We start from the raw sequence: 17,752 nt of genomic DNA, 5'->3' as shown, positions 1-17,752 counted from the left end.
CAGCTTACAAACCCGAAAATTACAATATGAAAATATCATACAATTGGTTAAAGCAGTTTTTACAGGTAGATTGGGCGCCTATTAAGACAGGAGAATTGTTAACTGATTTAGGATTAGAGGTAGAAGGAATTGAAACCAAAGAATCTATAAAAGGAAGTTTAAAAGGAATAGTTGTTGGTAAAGTTTTAACTTGTATACAGCACCCAAATGCAGATAGATTAAAAGTTACTACAGTAGATTTAGGTTCTGGAGAACCTGTACAAATTGTTTGTGGAGCTCCTAATGTAGATGCTGGTCAAAAAGTACCAGTAGCAACAGTTGGTACAACTTTATATGATGATAAAGGAGAAGGTTTTAAAATAAAGAAAGGAAAAATTAGAGGAGAAGTTAGTCATGGAATGATCTGTGCTGAAGACGAATTAGGTCTTGGCAAAAGTCATGATGGAATTCTTATTTTAGACGAAGCATTAGAAGTTGGTACTCCTGCTGCAGATGTTTTTAATATAGAAACAGATTATGTTTTCGAAATCGGTTTAACACCAAATAGATCTGATGCAATGAGTCATTTTGGTGTAGCTAGAGATTTGCGAGCAGGGTTAATTCAACAAGAAACAAAATTAGAATTAATATCTCCTTCTGTAAGTAATTTCCATGTAGATGAAAGAACACTTCGTTTTGATATTGAAGTAGAAAATAAAGAGTTAACGCCCCGTTATTGTGGTATTGCAATTACAGATATACAAGTAAAAGATTCTCCAGAATGGATCCAGAATCGATTAAAAGCCATAGGCTTATCGCCAAAAAATAATATTGTAGATATTACAAATTATGTTTTACACGAATTAGGTCAACCTTTACATGCTTTTGATGCTCAAAAAATTAAAGGAAATAAAATTCTTGTAAAAACATTAGAAAAAGGTACAAAGTTTACAACTTTAGATGAAGTTGAAAGAGAATTGTCATCAGAAGACATTATGATTTGTGATGCAGATTCTAACCCACTTTGTATTGCAGGTGTTTTTGGAGGTTTACATTCTGGAGTTACAGAAAATACATCATCAATTTTTTTAGAAGCAGCTTATTTTAACCCTGTTTCTGTAAGAAAAACAGCAAAACGTCATGCATTAAATACAGATGCTTCTTTCCGTTTTGAAAGAGGTATAGATATCAATTTAACTAAATATGCTTTAAAAAGAGCAGCATTATTAATTGAAGAGTATGCAGGCGGAAAAATGGCTTCTGATATTTCTGATTTTTATCCAGAAAAAATTGAAGACTTCCAAGTGTTTTTGTCATACGAAAACGCTTATAGGTTAATAGGTCAAGAAATTCCTAAAGAAACAATTAAGAATATTTTGGCATCACTAGAAATTAAAATTAATAGTGAAACTAATGGAGGACTTGGCTTAACAATACCTTCTTACAGAACAGATGTTCAGCGTGAAGCTGATATTATTGAAGAGATTTTAAGAGTTTATGGATATAATAATATTGAGTTTTCTCATAAACTTAACACTTCTATTTCTTTTGATTCTAACAAAGAAACAAAAGTCGAAAATATTATTGCAAATCAATTAAGTGCTTTAGGTTTTAACGAAACTATGGCAAATTCTTTAACAAAGCCAGAATACGCAACTTTATCAGAAAATATAAACGAAGATGCTAATGTAGAAATGCTAAATCCATTAAGTAATGATTTAAAAGTTCTACGTCAATCTTTGTTATTTAGTGGTTTAGAATCAGTTGCCTATAATATCAATAGAAAAAATAATTCTTTACAGTTTTATGAGTTTGGTAAAACCTACCATAAATACAATGAAAAGTACCAAGAAGACAAACATTTAACTTTATTTGTAACTGGTAATAGAACTAAAGAAACTTGGAGTTTAGCTAAGAAAACATCTGATTTCTTTTATTTAAAAGGAATAATAACTGCTTTATTAAGTAGGTTAGGAATTGATAAAGTAAAAGCCTCTCCAACAAAACAAGATGTTTTTTCTGAAGGAATTTCTCTTGGATTAGGAAAAATAAAATTAGTCGATTTTGGTGTAGTTAATCGTTCTGTTTTAAAAGAATTCGGAATTAAACAAGAAGTTTTATTTGCAGATTTTAATTGGGATACTATTTTAAAATTAGTTGGTAATAAAAATATTAAAGTAAGTGAATTACCTAAATTTCCTGCTGTAAAAAGAGATTTAGCTTTATTATTAGACGTAAAAGTATCTTTTAATGAAGTGTATAACTCCGCTTTTCAATCGGAAAGAAAATTACTAAAAGAGGTAGACTTATTTGATGTTTATGAAGGTGATAAGTTACCAGAAGGGAAAAAATCTTATGCAGTTAGTTTCTTATTACAAGATGAAACAAAAACTTTAGCAGATAAACAGATTGATAAAATAATGCAAAAATTACAACAATCTTTTGAAAAGAATTTAAACGCTGTTTTAAGATAATTTAAGTTTTTTATTTTCTTTTAGACTTTTCATAAGTGACAATCATTAAGTGTTTAATTTTTAGTTAATCTGTTTTAAGAATATGCATTTTGCTAATTTACATACAATGTCATTAAATATATGACCAAGTTTTAATTCATTATATAAGTGGTTAGCTAAGTTAGTTTTTTTAATAAAGCTATAGATAAAAGTTCTTAATTTAATTTCCTTTTGTCTTTGCTATAAATTTAGCATAAGTCTTTTTATATTTTTTTGTTAGTTGTTCCTATAGTTATAAAATGCGAAGCTACTTTAATTTTATATTTAATACACTAGTGTCCGATAAAAAAAAGCTTTAATAATAGATGCTTTTTTCTTATAGTTGACTAAATCTCTAATCAAATAACCAACTATGAGTAAGGATAGTGTTTTTTACGGACAGCCTATTTTTAGTCAGCTTATAAATTTGATTTCTAATCAGAAAGTTAAACAACATACTAAATCTCATAAATCTGACCATTATTGTAAGTGCTTTAATACCTTTTAGCACTTGATTATCTTTTGCTCTATGGGGTTGACTCTGGTTGTAGTTTCTTATGTGAATGTGGAATTAAATAAGTTATTATAAATTTGGTTACCCCTAATAAAAGTACTTTATCAGATGCTAATAAAAGACGAGACTACAAATTATTGAGGCTAATCTATTATGATTTGGTTAAAGTATATTATTTGTTTTCATTCTAAACTTAGAACTCTACGTTTATTAATATAATGTTGCTAAGTTTTAAATAAACAGTAAAATTACTGTTAAAACAATACCTCCAATTGCAAAGTACATTCCTTTTTTAAAAACGGGCATTTTTGGTGTATACATCCAAAACGCAGAAAAAACAAAAAACAACAAGGAGATGCCAAAAAAGATGTTTAAAAAATAAAGTGGACTATTCGTATTTGCTTTATGAAGTTTTTCCATTTTATCTAAAATAAAAGGGAGTTTCATTTTTTTTATATTTGCAATGCCTGTTTTTTTATTATAATTTCCATTTTTAAGGTATAAGACATTTCCTTCAGAGTGTAATACTTTTGCTCCTTTTTTAAAAATAGGGGCTAAATCTCTAGGTGTTAAGTTTGGAGATAGTTGTCTTTCTGTAATAACTTCTTTTTTTAAAAAATCAGTATTTCTAAAAACCATTAAAATACCACTTAAGGCATATACAAACATAATTCCTGATAAGAAATAACCTAAATATCTATGGATAACTCTAACTTGAAATGATAATGGAGTTTTTCTTTTTGCCATTTTAAATTTAATATGATTAAGATAAGCTTTTGACTAAGTTTTTAACTAAAGGTTTAATGTGAGAATTCACTTTTTTTGAAGTTATAAGAAAATGAAATTTTACCTTTTGTATTCTCCAAAAGTTCCATCATCATAAAAAACAACAATCCTTTGAATCCTTTTTCTATTTATTTCAGAATTCGATTCAGAAAAAGATGGAGTAGAAGTAGGTATGCTGTTTTCGCTTTTAGGAAAATTACCTGTTCCATTTAATAACCAATACATATCTACGTCTTTAAATTCCGAGGTAACTTTTAGAATAAAATCTAAACTTGGTTTGTTTCTTCCTGAGAGAATATGAGAAATACTAGAGCGTTGAACGCCTACTTTATCTGCAAACATAGAGGCAGATAATTGATGAAATTCCATTACTTTTTTTAATCGAGATGTAAATTCTGCTATGTTTACCATTGTAATGTTTTTTGCTTTATACAAATGTAAAAAATATAGAAGTAGTGGCAAAGGATAATTCTGTAAATAAAAAACACACAAATTATTTAATTAAATAAATACTTTAATTAAAATATGTTATTAATTGATTTAAAATGTTTTAAAGTTATTTTAAAGCTCAATTAACTTGAAGTAGTAAAAGGTGTGTCTCTTTATTTAAATTCATAAGTTTACAGTTTACAAGCGTAACATTTGTGTCAAATATTTAGTTTTACATTTGTAACACGGTTACATTTTACAATTGTAACTTAATAGTTTGGTGACAATTGTAAATGATAAATTTGAGTTGATTTAAATGGCTGAGAGTTATTAAAAAAAAAGTTGAGGTGATGTTTTTTGATTTCTAGAAATTGTTGAAAATTAACTCGCTTTTAATTTATGTGTTATAATTACAGGTGGCAGAATTTTATATGATTGATGTCGTTTATAAATTCTTTATTTTTGAAAAAATTTACTTAAAATAAAACAATGAATACTTTAGCAATCGAATTTTTAGAGTCTATTTTCGAAGAACAACATGAAAGTTCTTTGCATGGAAAATGGATTACATTTAAAGATTTAGAAAGTTTATTTTCGAAATATAAATCTAAGTTTGAAGTTTCTCAAATAGGAAAATCAGAAGAAAACAGACCTATAATGCAACTAAAAGTAGGTTCTGGAGCTAAGAAAATATTATTATGGTCTCAAATGCATGGTAATGAAAGTACAGGTACTAAAGCTTTGTTCGATCTTTTTAATTGTGTTTTAAACTCATCAGAAATGATTTTTAATCATATTTTAGAAGAATGTACTTTGGTTTTTATTCCTATGTTAAATCCAGATGGTTCCCAAGCATACACAAGAGTTAATGCAAATCAAATAGATTTAAATAGAGATGCTGTAGGTAGAGTTGCTAAAGAAAGTAAGTTGTTACGTAAGATTTTAGAAGAATTTAACCCTCAGTTTTGTTTTAATCTTCACGATCAAAGAACAATATTTAATGTAGAGGGAACAAAAAATCCGGCAACCATTTCTTTTTTAGCTCCTTCAGAAGAAATTACAAGAGCTTTAACAAAAGGAAGAATTGCAACTATGGATGTTATTGTAGGTATGAATAAAATGCTTCAAAATAGTATTCCTAATTTTGTAGGTAGGTATACAGATGAGTTTTATCCTACTGCAACAGGAGATAACTTTCAAAAATTAGGGTATAATACTATTTTAATAGAGTCTGGACATTACCCAAATGATTATGAAAGAGAAGTAACAAGAAAATATACTTTCTTTTCTATTTTACAGGGTATTTATCATATTGCAACTACCAAATCATTTGTTAATTACGATGCTTATTTTACAATTCCTAACAATGATAAAATTTTCTATGATGTAATTCACAGATATTCAGACTCTAAAAATGATGTTGCCTACCAATATGAAGATAAAATTATTGAAGGAAAGTTTGTTTCAAAATTAAACAAAGTAGATGAAAATCGTTTAAAATCTAAAATAGGACACTCCGAAATCGTTTTCGAGGGTAAAATTGTTTAAGTATTTGTTAGTTTAATTGCTGTTTAATTAAATTAAATTCATAAATTTGTATTGTAATTTGAATAATACGTAAAATATGAAAAAATTTATTTTAGACGAAATCGATCACCAAATATTAGATATTTTAATAGAGAATGCTAGAACTCCATTTACAGATATTGCAAAACAATTATTAGTTTCTGCAGGTACAATTCATGTGCGTGTTAAAAAAATGGAAGATGAAGGTATTATTCAAGGATCTACTCTTACATTAAATTATGAAAAAATGGGATACTCTTTCATTGCGCATGTTGGTGTATATTTAGAAAAAACATCTATGACTCAAAGTGTAATTGCAGATTTAAGAAGTATTCCTAATGTAACTGTAGCATATGTTACTGCAGGTAAATACAATATTTTCTGTAAAGTAAGAGCAAAAGGAACAAATGATGCAAAAGATATTATTTATAGAATAGATGATATTCCTGGGGTAAATAGAACAGAAACAATGATTGCTTTAGAAGAAAGTATTAATGATAAAAAGAGAATGATGCATGCAATTTTTCAAGAATTGTAGCATTTCATTTTCAATATTATTATAATCATCCTTATCACTAAAATGGTAAGGATTTTTTTTGCTAAGAAAATATCTTTGTTAAGATTTAAAAACATTTTTTTTATAAAAATAATTAGAAGTAATAGTTTTCTTTAATGATAATATGAAGAGTTTTATTAAAAAAGTATCTCAAAGAAGCTAATATGCAGAAATTAGAACAATAAGTAAAAATGGAGTTTACATAAAACTAATGAGCTTACTTTTTCAGTTATTAATAAAAATAACGGTTTTAATTTTATCGGATAATAGTGGTTAAAAATAGAAATTATACATTTAGTTTTAAGACCAATATGGGTATATAATAAACATCTAGAAAAAATAAAAGCTAAAAAAAGTAGAGAAGAGTATAAACTTTATAATTTTTTATAATTCTAAGTGTATTAGTAAATACAATATATAAGAAGGGTCTTAGTTCTAATTTTTATTTCTTAAATAGCTTATTTAACTGTAAATGTATTTTTTAAAACTATTAATAGAGGTTTTAATAAAACAGTTTTAAAACTATCTTTTAAAATAATTGTCTGGAATTTTAAAATTATCTCTAAACTTATTTACAAACTTAATATTTGTAATTTTACCACTACCAATTTTGTTTGTTAAACCAGTGTTAAGGGTCCATTCATAAAATCCCCAATCAGAAGCAAAAGGAACACCTTTTATTGTATTATAATTTGTATATTTTATTGCATGAGGATCTGATTCTGCTTCTGCTTTTGTTTTACCAGCTGTAACAATATAGGCAACATGGTTTAAACGATTGCTTTCTTTTTCTGTATAAAGAATATACCAATCATCAGGTGCATCACCTATATTTGCTTCAAAAGTTAATTTAGCAGTGTTAAAAGTATTGTTTGTTTCATTTGTTTTAAAATTGTCATCCCATTTGGTTCCGTTGTCACTTAATTTATAAGGATACAAGAAAAAATAACTCCATGTATAGGCATGAAAACGTACTCCTGGATTGTCTTTTAAATTATCTGAAACAAAAACATTCTCTTTACTTATATAGATTTCATCTCCGTTTTTGTAGGTGATTTTTGCGATATCAGAAGTTGTGGCAATTGTAATATTTGCGTTAAAAATTTCGTTTCCACCAAATTCTACAACAGCGTCAAATTGAATGGCTTCATTTTTTAAAAAAACTTCTTTTTGATGTGCAATTTCTATTTTTTGAGCAAATGTTTTTGCTATAGTTTCTTTTACAGTTTGTTTTGTTTCTGGTGATTTTTTTTGGCAGCTTGTAATAATTAATAGGCTTATAAAAAGTGTTATAATAGTTTTATTCATATTTTATGTTTAAGGTTTTTTAAAGAAATCGAAAATTTAATAGAAACCTTACAAAATTTTTCAATTTAATTCCCTTTTACTCTCAACCACAATTCAGAAAGCATTTTTTTTCCTTCTTGTTTGTCTTTAAGCTCTTCTTTAAAATATGGGGTTCCGTTTTTATCAACTAAAATTTTGTATTTAAAAACAAAGTTTTTTGCATTGTGTTGTATGCTTAAAGTACCAAAACGTAAATCATTAAAATATAACGTATCACTTACTTTGTTTATGGTATACCAACCTTTAGAAATAGCAATCATTCGTTTTGTTTTGGTATGATTTGCTAAATCGCCTAATAAATGATGATTCTTAGGATAACTAGAAAACTGAATTGGATTTTTATCAAAAAAAGAAGAATGACCAATTAAAAAAGCATCTTTTGTTTCAATATTTGCAGTCCAAAGAATCGTGTTTAAAGGAGTTGGTTTTGTTTCAATATATCTATATTTAATATTCTGATAGTTAAGCTCTTTTGTGAAATTTTGATAAGAAATCCCTTTTAAAATTAAGGTAATTAATAGATAAAAACTACTTATGATTAATCCTAAATTATTATACAAACGTCTTTTTTTAGTCATTCTTTTTTGAAACATTGTTAGTATCAAGAAAACTAAAAAAGGTACAGTGTATAAAGGGTCTATAACAAATACATTTTTAAAAGCCAAGCGAATATCTAAAGGCCAAAATAATTGTGTACCCCAAGTTGTTTGAGCATCTAATATTGGATGTGTAATAAATGCCCAAAAGAAAAGCCAGAACCAATTTTTTACATTCTTATACCTTTCATATTTAGAAACGATAAAAGCTAAAATAGGAGAGAAGAGTAGGGTAAATAAAACAGAATGCGTAAAACCTCTATGAATTTCTAAACTTGTTACTGTATCTGTAAAAAAAGAGGCCAATACGTCTAAATCTGGAATTGTACCTGCAATAGCACCATATAACATAGCTTTATTGCCTATTTTTCTTCCTAAAACAGCTTCTCCAACTGCTGCTCCTAATATTATTTGAGTTAATGAATCCATTTTATATATTAGTAACTTTCTCTAAACTTTTTTTCTACCGAAAAATTAATCAAGTTCATAAAATTTTCATGAACACCCAAAGTAACATCTAACTGTAACTGATCTATAAATTTAAGAATTTGCTCAGACTTAAATTGTAAATCTGGAATAGAAATATATTTCTCAAAAAGATTACCAATACTCTTGTAATATAGTTGTTCAAAAGTATTTAGGTTTTCTGGTTTTTCAGAAACATATTGGTAGGAGTTAATATCAAAAGATTCTAAAACATCACCTACATAACTTTTATGTAAAATTTGTTTAGGGTTTACAATATTCAATTCTTTTATTGATGGATTTAAAAAAGCGTGTAAAATTGCTTTTGAAACAAAATCTACAGGAACAATGTTTAATCCACTTTCTTTATCAACCCAAATTCTAAAACTTTCTTTTGCTTTTTTAGCATATTTAGCTAAAAATATAGCCCATGAATAAAAAACATCAAACTTTGGTGTTTCATAAAAAGGCATATCAATTAAACGACCACAAATAATACTTGGTCTTAAAATCTGAGAATCAATGTTTTTTAATTTACAGGTTTCTTTTACATAACGTTCGCTCTTATATTTAGATTTCTCATAAGGATTTCTAAAATCGGTAACTTCATAGTTTTCTATACTATCATTTACTTTACCATCTTGAATTCCGAATGAATATGCTGTACTTATATATAAAAAACGAGTTACAGTTTCTGGTAGTTGATTTAAAAGTTGCTTGGTTACTAAATAGTTTTGAGAGTGTACTTTTTCTTTAGAATCGTTTGTGTTTAATAAGTTTGTAGATCCTGCACAATGTATTATTGTGTCAAAATTATGTTTAGCTAAAATGTCTTTAGAAATGGCAGCTAGATCGCTAGAAATTACGGTGATTTTCTCTAAACATTCTTCTAAAGTAAAATTGTTTAAAAATTCAGGACGAGAGTCATTTTGTAATATAGCTATTAAACGTTCTTGTGCAGTTTTATTATTATCTCTTATAATTACAAAAAGGTGATTAACCGTTTTTTCAACAATAGCTTTGTATAGCCATTCAAACATAATATGGCTTCCAACAATACCAGTACCACCCGTTAATAAACAATTCATAATTCTAGTTTAATAAAAATTTAGTAAGCGAAATTACTTTTTATAATAAAGAAACCTCACATAATTGTGAGGTTTTAACAATTTTGTATATTATTGTATAATTATCCTTTGTAAAAAGGTAGCTTTACAATAGTTGCAGGAATCGCTTTTTTACGAACCTGAATATGAATTTGAGTACCAGATTTAGATAAAATTCTTGGTACATAGCCCATTCCAATACCTTTTTGTAAACAAGGGCTCATGGTACCAGAAGTAACATTTCCAATTATTTTTCCGTTTCCGTCAACTATATCATAACCATGTCTTGGAATGCCTCTTTCATCCAACTCAAAAGCAACCAGTCTTCTTTCTGGTTTTTGTTCTTTTTGTTTTGCTAAAGCATCTGCATTTACAAAGTCTTTGGTAAACTTGGTAATCCAACTTAAACCTGCTTCAATTGGCGATGTTGTATCATCAATATCATTTCCATACAAACAATATCCCATTTCTAAACGCAAGGTATCTCTTGCTGCTAAACCAATTGGTTTAATTCCATAATCTGTACCAGCTTCAAAAACTTTTTCCCAAATTTGTTCAACTTCTGTGTTTTTACAATAAATTTCAAAACCACCAGAACCTGTATAGCCAGTTGCAGAAATAATTACATTATCAATACCTGCAAAATCTCCAATTTTAAATTTGTAGAAAGGAATATCTGCTAAATCTAAAGAAGATAAAGATTGCATAGCTTCCACAGCTTTTGGACCTTGAATTGCTAATAAAGAATATCCTTCTGATAAATCTCTTAAATCTGCATTAAAATCTTCATTAAATTTAGAAATCCAGTTCCAATCTTTTTCAATATTAGATGCATTCACTACCAATAAATAGGTGTTTTCTTTAATTCGGTAACAAATTAAATCATCTATAATTCCGTTTTCTTCATTTGGGAAACAACTGTATTGAGCATCACCAATTTCTAGTTTAGAAGCATCGTTAGAAGTTACTTTTTGTATTAGTGCTAAAGCATTTTCACCTTCAACCAAAAACTCACCCATATGGCTCACATCAAAAACACCTACAGCTTCTCTAACAGTTAGGTGTTCTGCTGTAACTCCTTCATATTGTACAGGCATGTTATAACCAGCAAAAGGAACCATTTTAGCTCCTAAAGCAATGTGAGTATCGTTTAACGCAATGTTTTTCATGTATAGATTTCTATTATTTTCGGGCTAAATTATTGAAAAATTCGCAATAAACAAATGCTAATTAATGTTAATATTTACGAATTAGAAAAAATAATAGCTGTACTTTTGATATTGTTATAAATTCTTTTAAAAAATGAGCAAAGAGCAACCAAATAATCCATTACATGGAATCAAATTAGCAACTATTTTAGAAGAATTATTCTTAGAATATGGTTGGGAAGAATTAGGATACTCTCTTGGTATTAAAGCTTTTTTAAATAATCCTACTTATAAATCTAGTTTAAAATTTTTAAGAACTACACCTTGGGCAAGAGAAAAAGTAGAGCAGTTTTATTTAAAAAACATGATTGATTAACTTTTTTTTTGAAGCTATTTCCTGCTTTCACTACTCGCTTTTTTTCATGCTTCAAAAAGAGCTCAAACAAACCGTTCAATCAGGGCTAAACTTGTTTGTAAACTTATTGTAAATCGGTAAAAACAATTCAATAATTTATAAACTAAAAAATCTGTCAATTTTTTAAGCTGACAGATTTTTTTATAGTTTATTTTCTTTTAATAATTTACGTTGCTGTTTTATGGTTAAAGAACTTCCATCATGACTCCAACCTGGTGCAGCAAACGCATACATAAATTTATGATACCAGTTTTTAGATTTTTTCATATCATTCCAAATATCTTTGTATTCGTGTGTTAAAATTACAAATGGATTGTAAGAATTTGGCGGAGTTGTAACTCCGTATTCTATATCAATAGTTTCATCATATTCTTTAAAAGTACCAAACATTCTGTCAAAAATATTTAAAAATCCACCATGATTTTTGTCCATATACTCAAAATTCTGAGCATGATGCACTTGGTGCATGGTGTGTGTGTTAAATATTTTATCAAAGAAACCTAATTTACCAATATAAACGGTGTGTAATTGAAATTGCCATAAAGCTTCAATACCTAAACAAACTACTAACATTGCTGGAGGAAAGCCAATAGCGGTAATCCACATGTAAAAAAAAGGTTTGTAAAGAATGGTAAACCAGCCATTTCTAACAGCAGTTCCTAAATTAAAATTATCAGAAGAATGATGTACTATATGAGCAGCCCATAAAAAACGAACATTATGGTTTTGTCTATGAAACCAATAATAGCTAAAATCATCTAATAACTGGCATATAATCCAAACATACCAAGCATAACCAAAAGACTCATAGCCCATAATATTTGTACGAACACCATCTACTAATGGATTAAAAATTTCATAGACAAAATTAAAAAGTACAATTGCGGCAATTGTTTTTGTTAAAGGAGCTAAAACAGCGGAACCAATACCCATAGTAAGGCTTGCTGCTAAATCTTTCCAGTTATAAAGTTTATGATTTTCTTTTTTTTTGTGATGCTTGCTATAGGCGAGTTCTAATAAAATTAGACCCAAAAAACAAGGAACACCATATACAAGTGGGTTCGTGAAATTCATTAAATAATTAGCTTGGTTTTTTGCTAAAATAGGTTTAAATTTTTAAGAAATAAGTACTTTTTTGTTTATTTTATTGAAAATTACCTAGATATAAGTAGTTTTTGTAAATTATTTTTCAACATTTAAAATTAATTTTAAATCATAAAGTTTTAATAAAAAGAAAAGCAAATTTTCTTTTTACTGTCTACTCTTTAAATTATTAGTAATTTTAGCCGTTTTTAAATCTAATTGTTTAAAAAAAAGGCGAAAGATTATTATATGAATTACAAACATTTACTGAAAGTAATTAAAGAGAACACCAAAAGATTTACAACTAAGAAAGCCATTTTTTATAAAGATGAAGTTTCTAAAAATTGGAAAGGTATTTCTTGGGATTGTTTTTATTTTCAGGTTCAGCAAGTTTCTAAGGCTTTAATTAATTTTGGAATAAAAGAGCAAGATAATATTGGTGTTTTTGCTCAAAACATGACAGAATGGATTATTGCAGACCTTGGAATTATGGGAACAAGAGCTGTAACAATTCCTATTTATGCAACCAATTCTAAAAAAGAAGCAGAATATATTGTAAACGATGCAATGATTAGTGTATTGTTTGTAGGTGATCAAGAGGAATTTGATAAAGCTGCACAAATATCAGAAAACAATCAATATTTAAAATTAATTGTTGCATTAACTAAAACCGTAGATTTAGATAATCATAAAAATGCTGTTTACTTTACAGATTTTATCAATGCAGAATTCCTGAAAAGTATTGAAACCGAATTAGAAAAACGTCATTTTGAATCTGAATTAGACGATTTGGCAAGTATTATTTATACTTCTGGTACAACAGGAGAACCAAAAGGAGTAATGCTAGATCATAACAATTTTGCATCATCTTTAAAAGCACACGAAGCGGAATTAGATGTTAATGAGAATGATACTTCTTTAAGTTTTTTACCATTAAGTCATATTTACGAGCGTAGTTGGGTGTTTTTCTGTTTACAGCAAGGTATTCAGGTATATTTTAACCAAGATCCTAAGAAAATTGCAGATGTATTAAAAGAAGTAAAACCTTCTTTAATGTGTACTGTACCAAGAATTTTTGAGAAAATTTTTACGGCTATTCAAGAAAAAAGAAAAGAAGCTTCTCCTGCAAAAATGAAAATGGCAAGTTGGGCTTTAGGGATTGGAAATAATTACCATAACAAACACAAACGACTTGATAAAAAAGTGCCGTTAATGCTAAGTTTAAAATATAAAATAGCAGATAAATTGGTGTTGAGTAAATTACGTGGTGTCTTTGGTGGAAATATAAAATTTATGCCATGTGGAGGTGCGCCATTAGGTCCAGATTTGGTGTCCTTTTTTCATTCGTTTGCATTAAATGTAAAATGTGGTTATGGTTTAACAGAAACTACCGCAACAGTTACGTTGTTTGGTGATCATCATTTTGAATTTAATTCTGCAGGTAAAACAATTACGGGATCAGAAATTAAAATTGGTGATAATAATGAGGTTTTGGTAAAAGGGTCTGGAGTAATGAAAGGGTATTACAAAAAGCCAGAAGCAACTGCAGAGGTATTTGAGAAAGGATGGTTTAAAACTGGTGATGCAGGAAAAATAGATGCATCTGGTAATTTAGTAATTACGGATAGAATTAAAGATTTGATGAAAACTTCTGGAGGAAAATATATTGCTCCTCAAAAGCTAGAAACTGCTTTGGTTAGTGATTCTTTTATAGAGCAAATTGCTGTTATTGGAGATCAACAAAAATATGTGACTGCTTTAGCTGTACCAAGTTTTGATAATATTAAAAAATATGCAGAAGAACATAAAATTAGTTTTAAGGATATTGAAGATTTGATTGCTAACAATCAAATTAAAAAAATGCTTGAAAAACGTTTTGAAGAACTGCAAAAAGAGTTTTCTAAGTTCGAGCAGATTAAGAAATTTACTTTACTGCCTAAAGAATTTAGTATTGAAGCTGGAGAAATTACAGCAACTTTAAAATTAAAGCGAAAAGTTATTCAGAAAAAATACAAAGCACTTATTGATAAAATGTACGCAGAATAAAATGTGTTTTTTATTGCTGTTTTAAAAATTATTGACTGATAATTTTTAAAACCAAATCTTTAGTCAATGGTTTTCCATTGGCTATTTTTTTGATGTTTTCAAAGGTAAAAACAAAATCGCAACCCGATTTATATTCAGAACAACCGTAAGCTGTTTTTCCTTTTAAAACAGTGCCTTTTTTACATTTTGGACAAATTATTTTATTACTGTCATTACCAGGAGTTTTCGACGAAGTAGCCTCACTATTATTAACAGATTGCTTTGTTTCACTCGCAATGACTGTTTTTTTAGGTTCTAGTTTTAGAGTAAAATCATCATCAAAACGAATCAATCCTTCAACTTTTCCTGTATCTGTTGTAAATCCTTTTAAATTGGTAGTACAACCTTTGTCTATTAATCGAATAAGTTGATTTTCAGAAATTTTCTTTCCGTAAACTAAAAACGGAATTTTTAAATCACAATTGTTTTTATATTCAGAACAACCGTATGCAGAAGATCCTTTTAGAATTTGTCCTTTTTTACATTTCGGACACGTTTTTCCTGCAACTTGTTTTTTTGTTGGAGCTTTTTTTGGTTTTGATTTTGAAGAGTTCTCGACTGCGCTCGAACTGACAGTTGTATTCGAAGAAATTCGTTTTTTAGAAGTGTTAGAACGTACTTCATACACTAATTGATCTACCATCTTTTTCATGTTATTGATAAAAGTTCCGGCATTGAATTCTCCACGTTCAATTTCTTTTAAACGTTTTTCCCATCTACCTGTTAACTCAGCAGATTTTAATAATTCATTATCAATAATATTAATTAAATCGATTCCGGTTTGGGTTGGTAAAACCAATTTTTTCTTACGCTCAATATATTTTCTACGGAATAAAGTTTCTATAATACTTGCTCTTGTAGACGGTCTTCCAATTCCGTTTTCCTTCATTAATTCGCGCATTTCATCATCATCTACCTGTTTTCCGGCAGTTTCCATGGCACGTAATAAACTCGCTTCTGTATAATTTCTTGGCGGTTTTGTTTCCTTTTCTAAAAATGAAGGTTCATGAGGTCCTTTTTCACCTTTTACAAAAGAAGGTAAGGTCAATTTCTCATTCATTTCTTTTTTAATCTTACTCTCGTTGGTTTCAAAAACTACTCGCCAACCTTTGTTTATAATTTCTTTTCCGGTTGTTTTAAAAGGCACATCCGCAGCTTTACCAATTACAGAAGTGTTAGAAACATCTGCATCCGGATAAAAAACGGCAATAAATCTACGCGTAATAATATCATAAACTTGTTGCTGATTGTATTGCAAATTTCCTTGAATTCCGGTTGGAATAATTGCATGGTGATCGGTTACTTTTTTATCATCAAAAACACGTTTTGTTTTCTTTATTTTCTGACCTAAAAGCGGTTGGGTTAACTCGCTATAATTGGTTAATTTTGATAAAATTCCTCCAATCTTTGGATACAAATCATTTGGTAAAAAAGTAGTGTCAACTCTTGGGTAGGTAACTACTTTCATCTCGTACAATTTCTGCACGATTTTTAAAGTTTCATCCGCAGAAAAACCAAATTTATTATTACAATATACTTGTAAACCAGTTAAATCGAATAGTTTTGGCGCATATTCTTTCCCTTTCTTTTTGGTAACAGAAACAATCTCAAATTCTGATTGAGCAACTTTATCGGCTAAAACTTGTCCGTCTTCTTTTTTAAGAAAACGACCATCTTCATAATTAAAAAGTGTATTTCTATACGTAGTTTGTAATTCCCAATAAGGTTGCGGTTTAAAATTTTCGATTTCAAAATAACGATTTACTAACATGGCTAGGGTAGGAGTTTGCACTCTACCAACTGATAAAACTTGTTTAAATCCGCCAAATTTTACAGTGTATAAACGAGTTGCGTTTAAACCTAATAACCAATCTCCGATAGCACGAGAATAACCGGCGTAATATAAATTATCGTAATCTTCTGCCGGTTTTAAATTGTTGAACCCTTCTTTAATAGCTTCTTCTGTAAGTGACGAAATCCATAAACGTTCTACTTTTCCTTTGTAATTACATTGATTAATTACCCAACGCTGAATCAATTCTCCTTCTGTACCCGCATCCCCACAATTGATGATAACATCTGCTTTTTCAAAAAGACTTTTTACAATGTTAAACTGCTTTTTAATTCCTGCATCACCTGTTACTTTGGTATCAAAACGTTCTGGTAACATGGGTAAATTATTCAAATCCCAACTTTTCCAGTGAGGTTTGTAATCTTTAGGTTCTAAAAGTGTGCATAAATGTCCGAATGTGTAAGTTACCGCATAACCATTTCCTTCGTAGAAACCATCACGTTTTGTTTTGGCTCCTAGTATGTTAGCAATTTCTCTTGCTACTGATGGTTTTTCGGCAATACAGACTTTCATTGATTATTTTTGCGAGGTCGAAAGTAAGAAATTATTTGAGAAGTTTTATAAATCTTTATTTAACTTATCAGGGTTTTGTCTAGTATCAAAAATGGTGGTTACAATAATATTTTTAGCATTAAATCTATAGAATAATGTTACTTGTTTTGTAATAACACATTTGTGCAAACCAATTCTCTTTTTTGAAGAAAGGAAGCTTTCTGGATGTTGCTTTATGAGGTCTATATTTTTATCTAATTTATTAATAAAATCAGATTTTACTTTTGAACTCCAATTTTCAATTAAATAGTTAAAAAGTGTATTTAATTTCTTTTGAGCTGTTTTAGTAATGATTACCTCTCTTTTCATGATCTATGAGAAGACATAAAAGTTTCATAATCTGTAGTGTCTTCATTAACAACATCTAGATCTGCTTTTTTTATTTCTTCTTGTTGAGAAAGAGTTAGTTCATCCCAAAAATCATTTTTCTCTTTTTTTAAAAAAGTAGCTATTTTCTCAATAAGTTCTGGAGATTCAATGTCTAAAATTTCTTTTATCAATGCTATTTTTGTTGTTTGAATATCCATTTTATTTTTCTTTTTATAAAGGTAAGAAATTATTATTTCACTTCATCAAAGCTAATTCAATTCGTTTTTTTTGAATATGAATTTATAAAACTTAAAAGATTATTTCAATTTAGAAAGTTGATTTTTAACATCTTCCCAAGTTGTTTTTTTCTTTTTGCTAGACTCATTAACTTCTTGCTGTATTTCATTCTTTTGAGCGTCTGTTAAGTCGTCCCAAAGATCATTTTTTTCTGTTTTATTACTCATTTTATAAA

16 protein-coding genes are annotated in these 17,752 nt (G+C 28.4%); 5 read left to right on the top strand and 11 right to left on the bottom strand.

The window, feature by feature from the left end:
* Window positions 1-26 precede the first annotated feature (26 nt).
* Window positions 27-2,453, top strand: a complete 2,427-nt coding sequence (gene pheT, locus ABJG40_RS02020) for a phenylalanine--tRNA ligase subunit beta (RefSeq protein ID WP_348022913.1) — start codon at window positions 27-29, stop codon at window positions 2,451-2,453.
* A 763-nt stretch (window positions 2,454-3,216) separates the two neighbouring features.
* Here pheT and ABJG40_RS02015 read toward each other — a convergent pair.
* Both ABJG40_RS02015 and ABJG40_RS02010 read right to left on the bottom strand, forming a co-directional pair.
* Window positions 3,217-3,732 carry a hypothetical protein gene (locus ABJG40_RS02015; RefSeq protein ID WP_348022912.1) on the bottom strand — a complete coding sequence of 172 codons (516 nt, stop codon included), beginning with the start codon at window positions 3,730-3,732 and terminating at the stop codon, window positions 3,217-3,219.
* 99 nt (window positions 3,733-3,831) lie between these two features.
* A complete protein-coding gene (locus tag ABJG40_RS02010; RefSeq protein ID WP_348022911.1) occupies window positions 3,832-4,182 on the bottom strand; it encodes a helix-turn-helix transcriptional regulator in 351 nt (116 codons plus the stop codon).
* Between the two features lie 507 nt (window positions 4,183-4,689).
* Between ABJG40_RS02010 and ABJG40_RS02005 the strand changes: the two genes are divergently transcribed.
* On the top strand, window positions 4,690-5,748 hold the full coding sequence (locus ABJG40_RS02005) for a M14 family zinc carboxypeptidase (RefSeq protein ID WP_348022910.1): 1,059 nt from the start codon (window positions 4,690-4,692) through the stop codon (window positions 5,746-5,748).
* Window positions 5,749-5,824: 76 nt separating this feature from the next.
* On the top strand, window positions 5,825-6,304 hold the full coding sequence (locus ABJG40_RS02000) for a winged helix-turn-helix transcriptional regulator (protein ID WP_348022909.1): 480 nt from the start codon (window positions 5,825-5,827) through the stop codon (window positions 6,302-6,304).
* A 540-nt stretch (window positions 6,305-6,844) separates the two neighbouring features.
* Here the strand turns inward: ABJG40_RS02000 and ABJG40_RS01995 are convergent.
* The 4 genes from ABJG40_RS01995 to gcvT form a co-directional block, all read right to left on the bottom strand.
* Entirely contained in the window at window positions 6,845-7,630 is a 786-nt protein-coding gene (locus ABJG40_RS01995; RefSeq protein WP_348022908.1) for a hypothetical protein, read from the bottom strand.
* Between the two features lie 65 nt (window positions 7,631-7,695).
* Window positions 7,696-8,694: a metal-dependent hydrolase gene (locus ABJG40_RS01990; protein ID WP_348022907.1), complete on the bottom strand. Its 999-nt coding sequence runs from the start codon at window positions 8,692-8,694 to the stop codon at window positions 7,696-7,698.
* An 8-nt stretch (window positions 8,695-8,702) separates the two neighbouring features.
* Window positions 8,703-9,818 (bottom strand): SDR family oxidoreductase, encoded by a 1,116-nt coding sequence (locus tag ABJG40_RS01985; RefSeq protein ID WP_348022906.1) that lies wholly within the window; start codon window positions 9,816-9,818, stop codon window positions 8,703-8,705.
* Window positions 9,819-9,919: 101 nt separating this feature from the next.
* Complete coding sequence (gcvT, locus tag ABJG40_RS01980) at window positions 9,920-11,005, bottom strand: glycine cleavage system aminomethyltransferase GcvT (protein WP_348022905.1); 1,086 nt, start codon at window positions 11,003-11,005, stop codon at window positions 9,920-9,922.
* Between the two features lie 133 nt (window positions 11,006-11,138).
* Between gcvT and ABJG40_RS01975 the strand changes: the two genes are divergently transcribed.
* Window positions 11,139-11,360 (top strand): VF530 family protein, encoded by a 222-nt coding sequence (locus ABJG40_RS01975; protein ID WP_348022904.1) that lies wholly within the window; start codon window positions 11,139-11,141, stop codon window positions 11,358-11,360.
* Between the two features lie 180 nt (window positions 11,361-11,540).
* Here ABJG40_RS01975 and ABJG40_RS01970 read toward each other — a convergent pair whose 3' ends face one another.
* Entirely contained in the window at window positions 11,541-12,473 is a 933-nt protein-coding gene (locus ABJG40_RS01970) for a sterol desaturase family protein (RefSeq protein WP_348022903.1), read from the bottom strand.
* A 258-nt stretch (window positions 12,474-12,731) separates the two neighbouring features.
* On the opposite strand from ABJG40_RS01970, the gene ABJG40_RS01965 reads away from it, so the two are divergent.
* A complete protein-coding gene (locus tag ABJG40_RS01965) occupies window positions 12,732-14,528 on the top strand; it encodes a long-chain fatty acid--CoA ligase (protein WP_348022902.1) in 1,797 nt (598 codons plus the stop codon).
* A 28-nt stretch (window positions 14,529-14,556) separates the two neighbouring features.
* Here ABJG40_RS01965 and ABJG40_RS01960 read toward each other — a convergent pair whose 3' ends face one another.
* The 4 genes from ABJG40_RS01960 to ABJG40_RS01945 form a co-directional block, all read right to left on the bottom strand.
* Window positions 14,557-16,932 (bottom strand): DNA topoisomerase 3, encoded by a 2,376-nt coding sequence (locus ABJG40_RS01960; RefSeq protein WP_348022901.1) that lies wholly within the window; start codon window positions 16,930-16,932, stop codon window positions 14,557-14,559.
* Window positions 16,933-16,977: 45 nt separating this feature from the next.
* A complete protein-coding gene (locus ABJG40_RS01955) occupies window positions 16,978-17,280 on the bottom strand; it encodes a type II toxin-antitoxin system RelE/ParE family toxin (protein ID WP_348022900.1) in 303 nt (100 codons plus the stop codon).
* Entirely contained in the window at window positions 17,277-17,498 is a 222-nt protein-coding gene (locus ABJG40_RS01950) for a hypothetical protein (protein ID WP_348022899.1), read from the bottom strand. The genes ABJG40_RS01955 and ABJG40_RS01950 overlap by 4 nt, the downstream gene beginning before the upstream one ends.
* Before the next feature lie 99 nt (window positions 17,499-17,597).
* A complete protein-coding gene (locus ABJG40_RS01945) occupies window positions 17,598-17,744 on the bottom strand; it encodes a hypothetical protein (protein WP_348022898.1) in 147 nt (48 codons plus the stop codon).
* Between the last annotated feature and the right edge of the window lie 8 nt (window positions 17,745-17,752).

This window comes from Polaribacter sp. (assembly GCF_039939415.1).
Classification (GTDB): domain Bacteria; phylum Bacteroidota; class Bacteroidia; order Flavobacteriales; family Flavobacteriaceae; genus Polaribacter.
This window is presented reverse-complemented; position numbering and strand designations above follow the sequence as displayed.

Excerpts from the sequence above, each read along its gene's own strand:
- ABJG40_RS01965 (WP_348022902.1), top strand. The coding sequence starts at position 12,732 with ATGAATTACAAACATTTACTGAAAGTAATTAAAGAGAACACCAAAAGA.
- ABJG40_RS01970 (WP_348022903.1), bottom strand. The coding sequence starts at position 12,473 with ATGAATTTCACGAACCCACTTGTATATGGTGTTCCTTGTTTTTTGGGT.
- ABJG40_RS01960 (WP_348022901.1), bottom strand. The coding sequence starts at position 16,932 with ATGAAAGTCTGTATTGCCGAAAAACCATCAGTAGCAAGAGAAATTGCT.
- ABJG40_RS02010 (WP_348022911.1), bottom strand. The coding sequence starts at position 4,182 with ATGGTAAACATAGCAGAATTTACATCTCGATTAAAAAAAGTAATGGAA.
- ABJG40_RS02015 (WP_348022912.1), bottom strand. The coding sequence starts at position 3,732 with ATGGCAAAAAGAAAAACTCCATTATCATTTCAAGTTAGAGTTATCCAT.
- gcvT (WP_348022905.1), bottom strand. The coding sequence starts at position 11,005 with ATGAAAAACATTGCGTTAAACGATACTCACATTGCTTTAGGAGCTAAA.
- ABJG40_RS02000 (WP_348022909.1), top strand. The coding sequence starts at position 5,825 with ATGAAAAAATTTATTTTAGACGAAATCGATCACCAAATATTAGATATT.
- pheT (WP_348022913.1), top strand. The coding sequence starts at position 27 with ATGAAAATATCATACAATTGGTTAAAGCAGTTTTTACAGGTAGATTGG.
- ABJG40_RS01985 (WP_348022906.1), bottom strand. The coding sequence starts at position 9,818 with ATGAATTGTTTATTAACGGGTGGTACTGGTATTGTTGGAAGCCATATT.
- ABJG40_RS01950 (WP_348022899.1), bottom strand. The coding sequence starts at position 17,498 with ATGGATATTCAAACAACAAAAATAGCATTGATAAAAGAAATTTTAGAC.
- ABJG40_RS02005 (WP_348022910.1), top strand. The coding sequence starts at position 4,690 with ATGAATACTTTAGCAATCGAATTTTTAGAGTCTATTTTCGAAGAACAA.
- ABJG40_RS01945 (WP_348022898.1), bottom strand. The coding sequence starts at position 17,744 with ATGAGTAATAAAACAGAAAAAAATGATCTTTGGGACGACTTAACAGAC.
- ABJG40_RS01955 (WP_348022900.1), bottom strand. The coding sequence starts at position 17,280 with ATGAAAAGAGAGGTAATCATTACTAAAACAGCTCAAAAGAAATTAAAT.
- ABJG40_RS01975 (WP_348022904.1), top strand. The coding sequence starts at position 11,139 with ATGAGCAAAGAGCAACCAAATAATCCATTACATGGAATCAAATTAGCA.
- ABJG40_RS01990 (WP_348022907.1), bottom strand. The coding sequence starts at position 8,694 with ATGGATTCATTAACTCAAATAATATTAGGAGCAGCAGTTGGAGAAGCT.
- ABJG40_RS01995 (WP_348022908.1), bottom strand. The coding sequence starts at position 7,630 with ATGAATAAAACTATTATAACACTTTTTATAAGCCTATTAATTATTACA.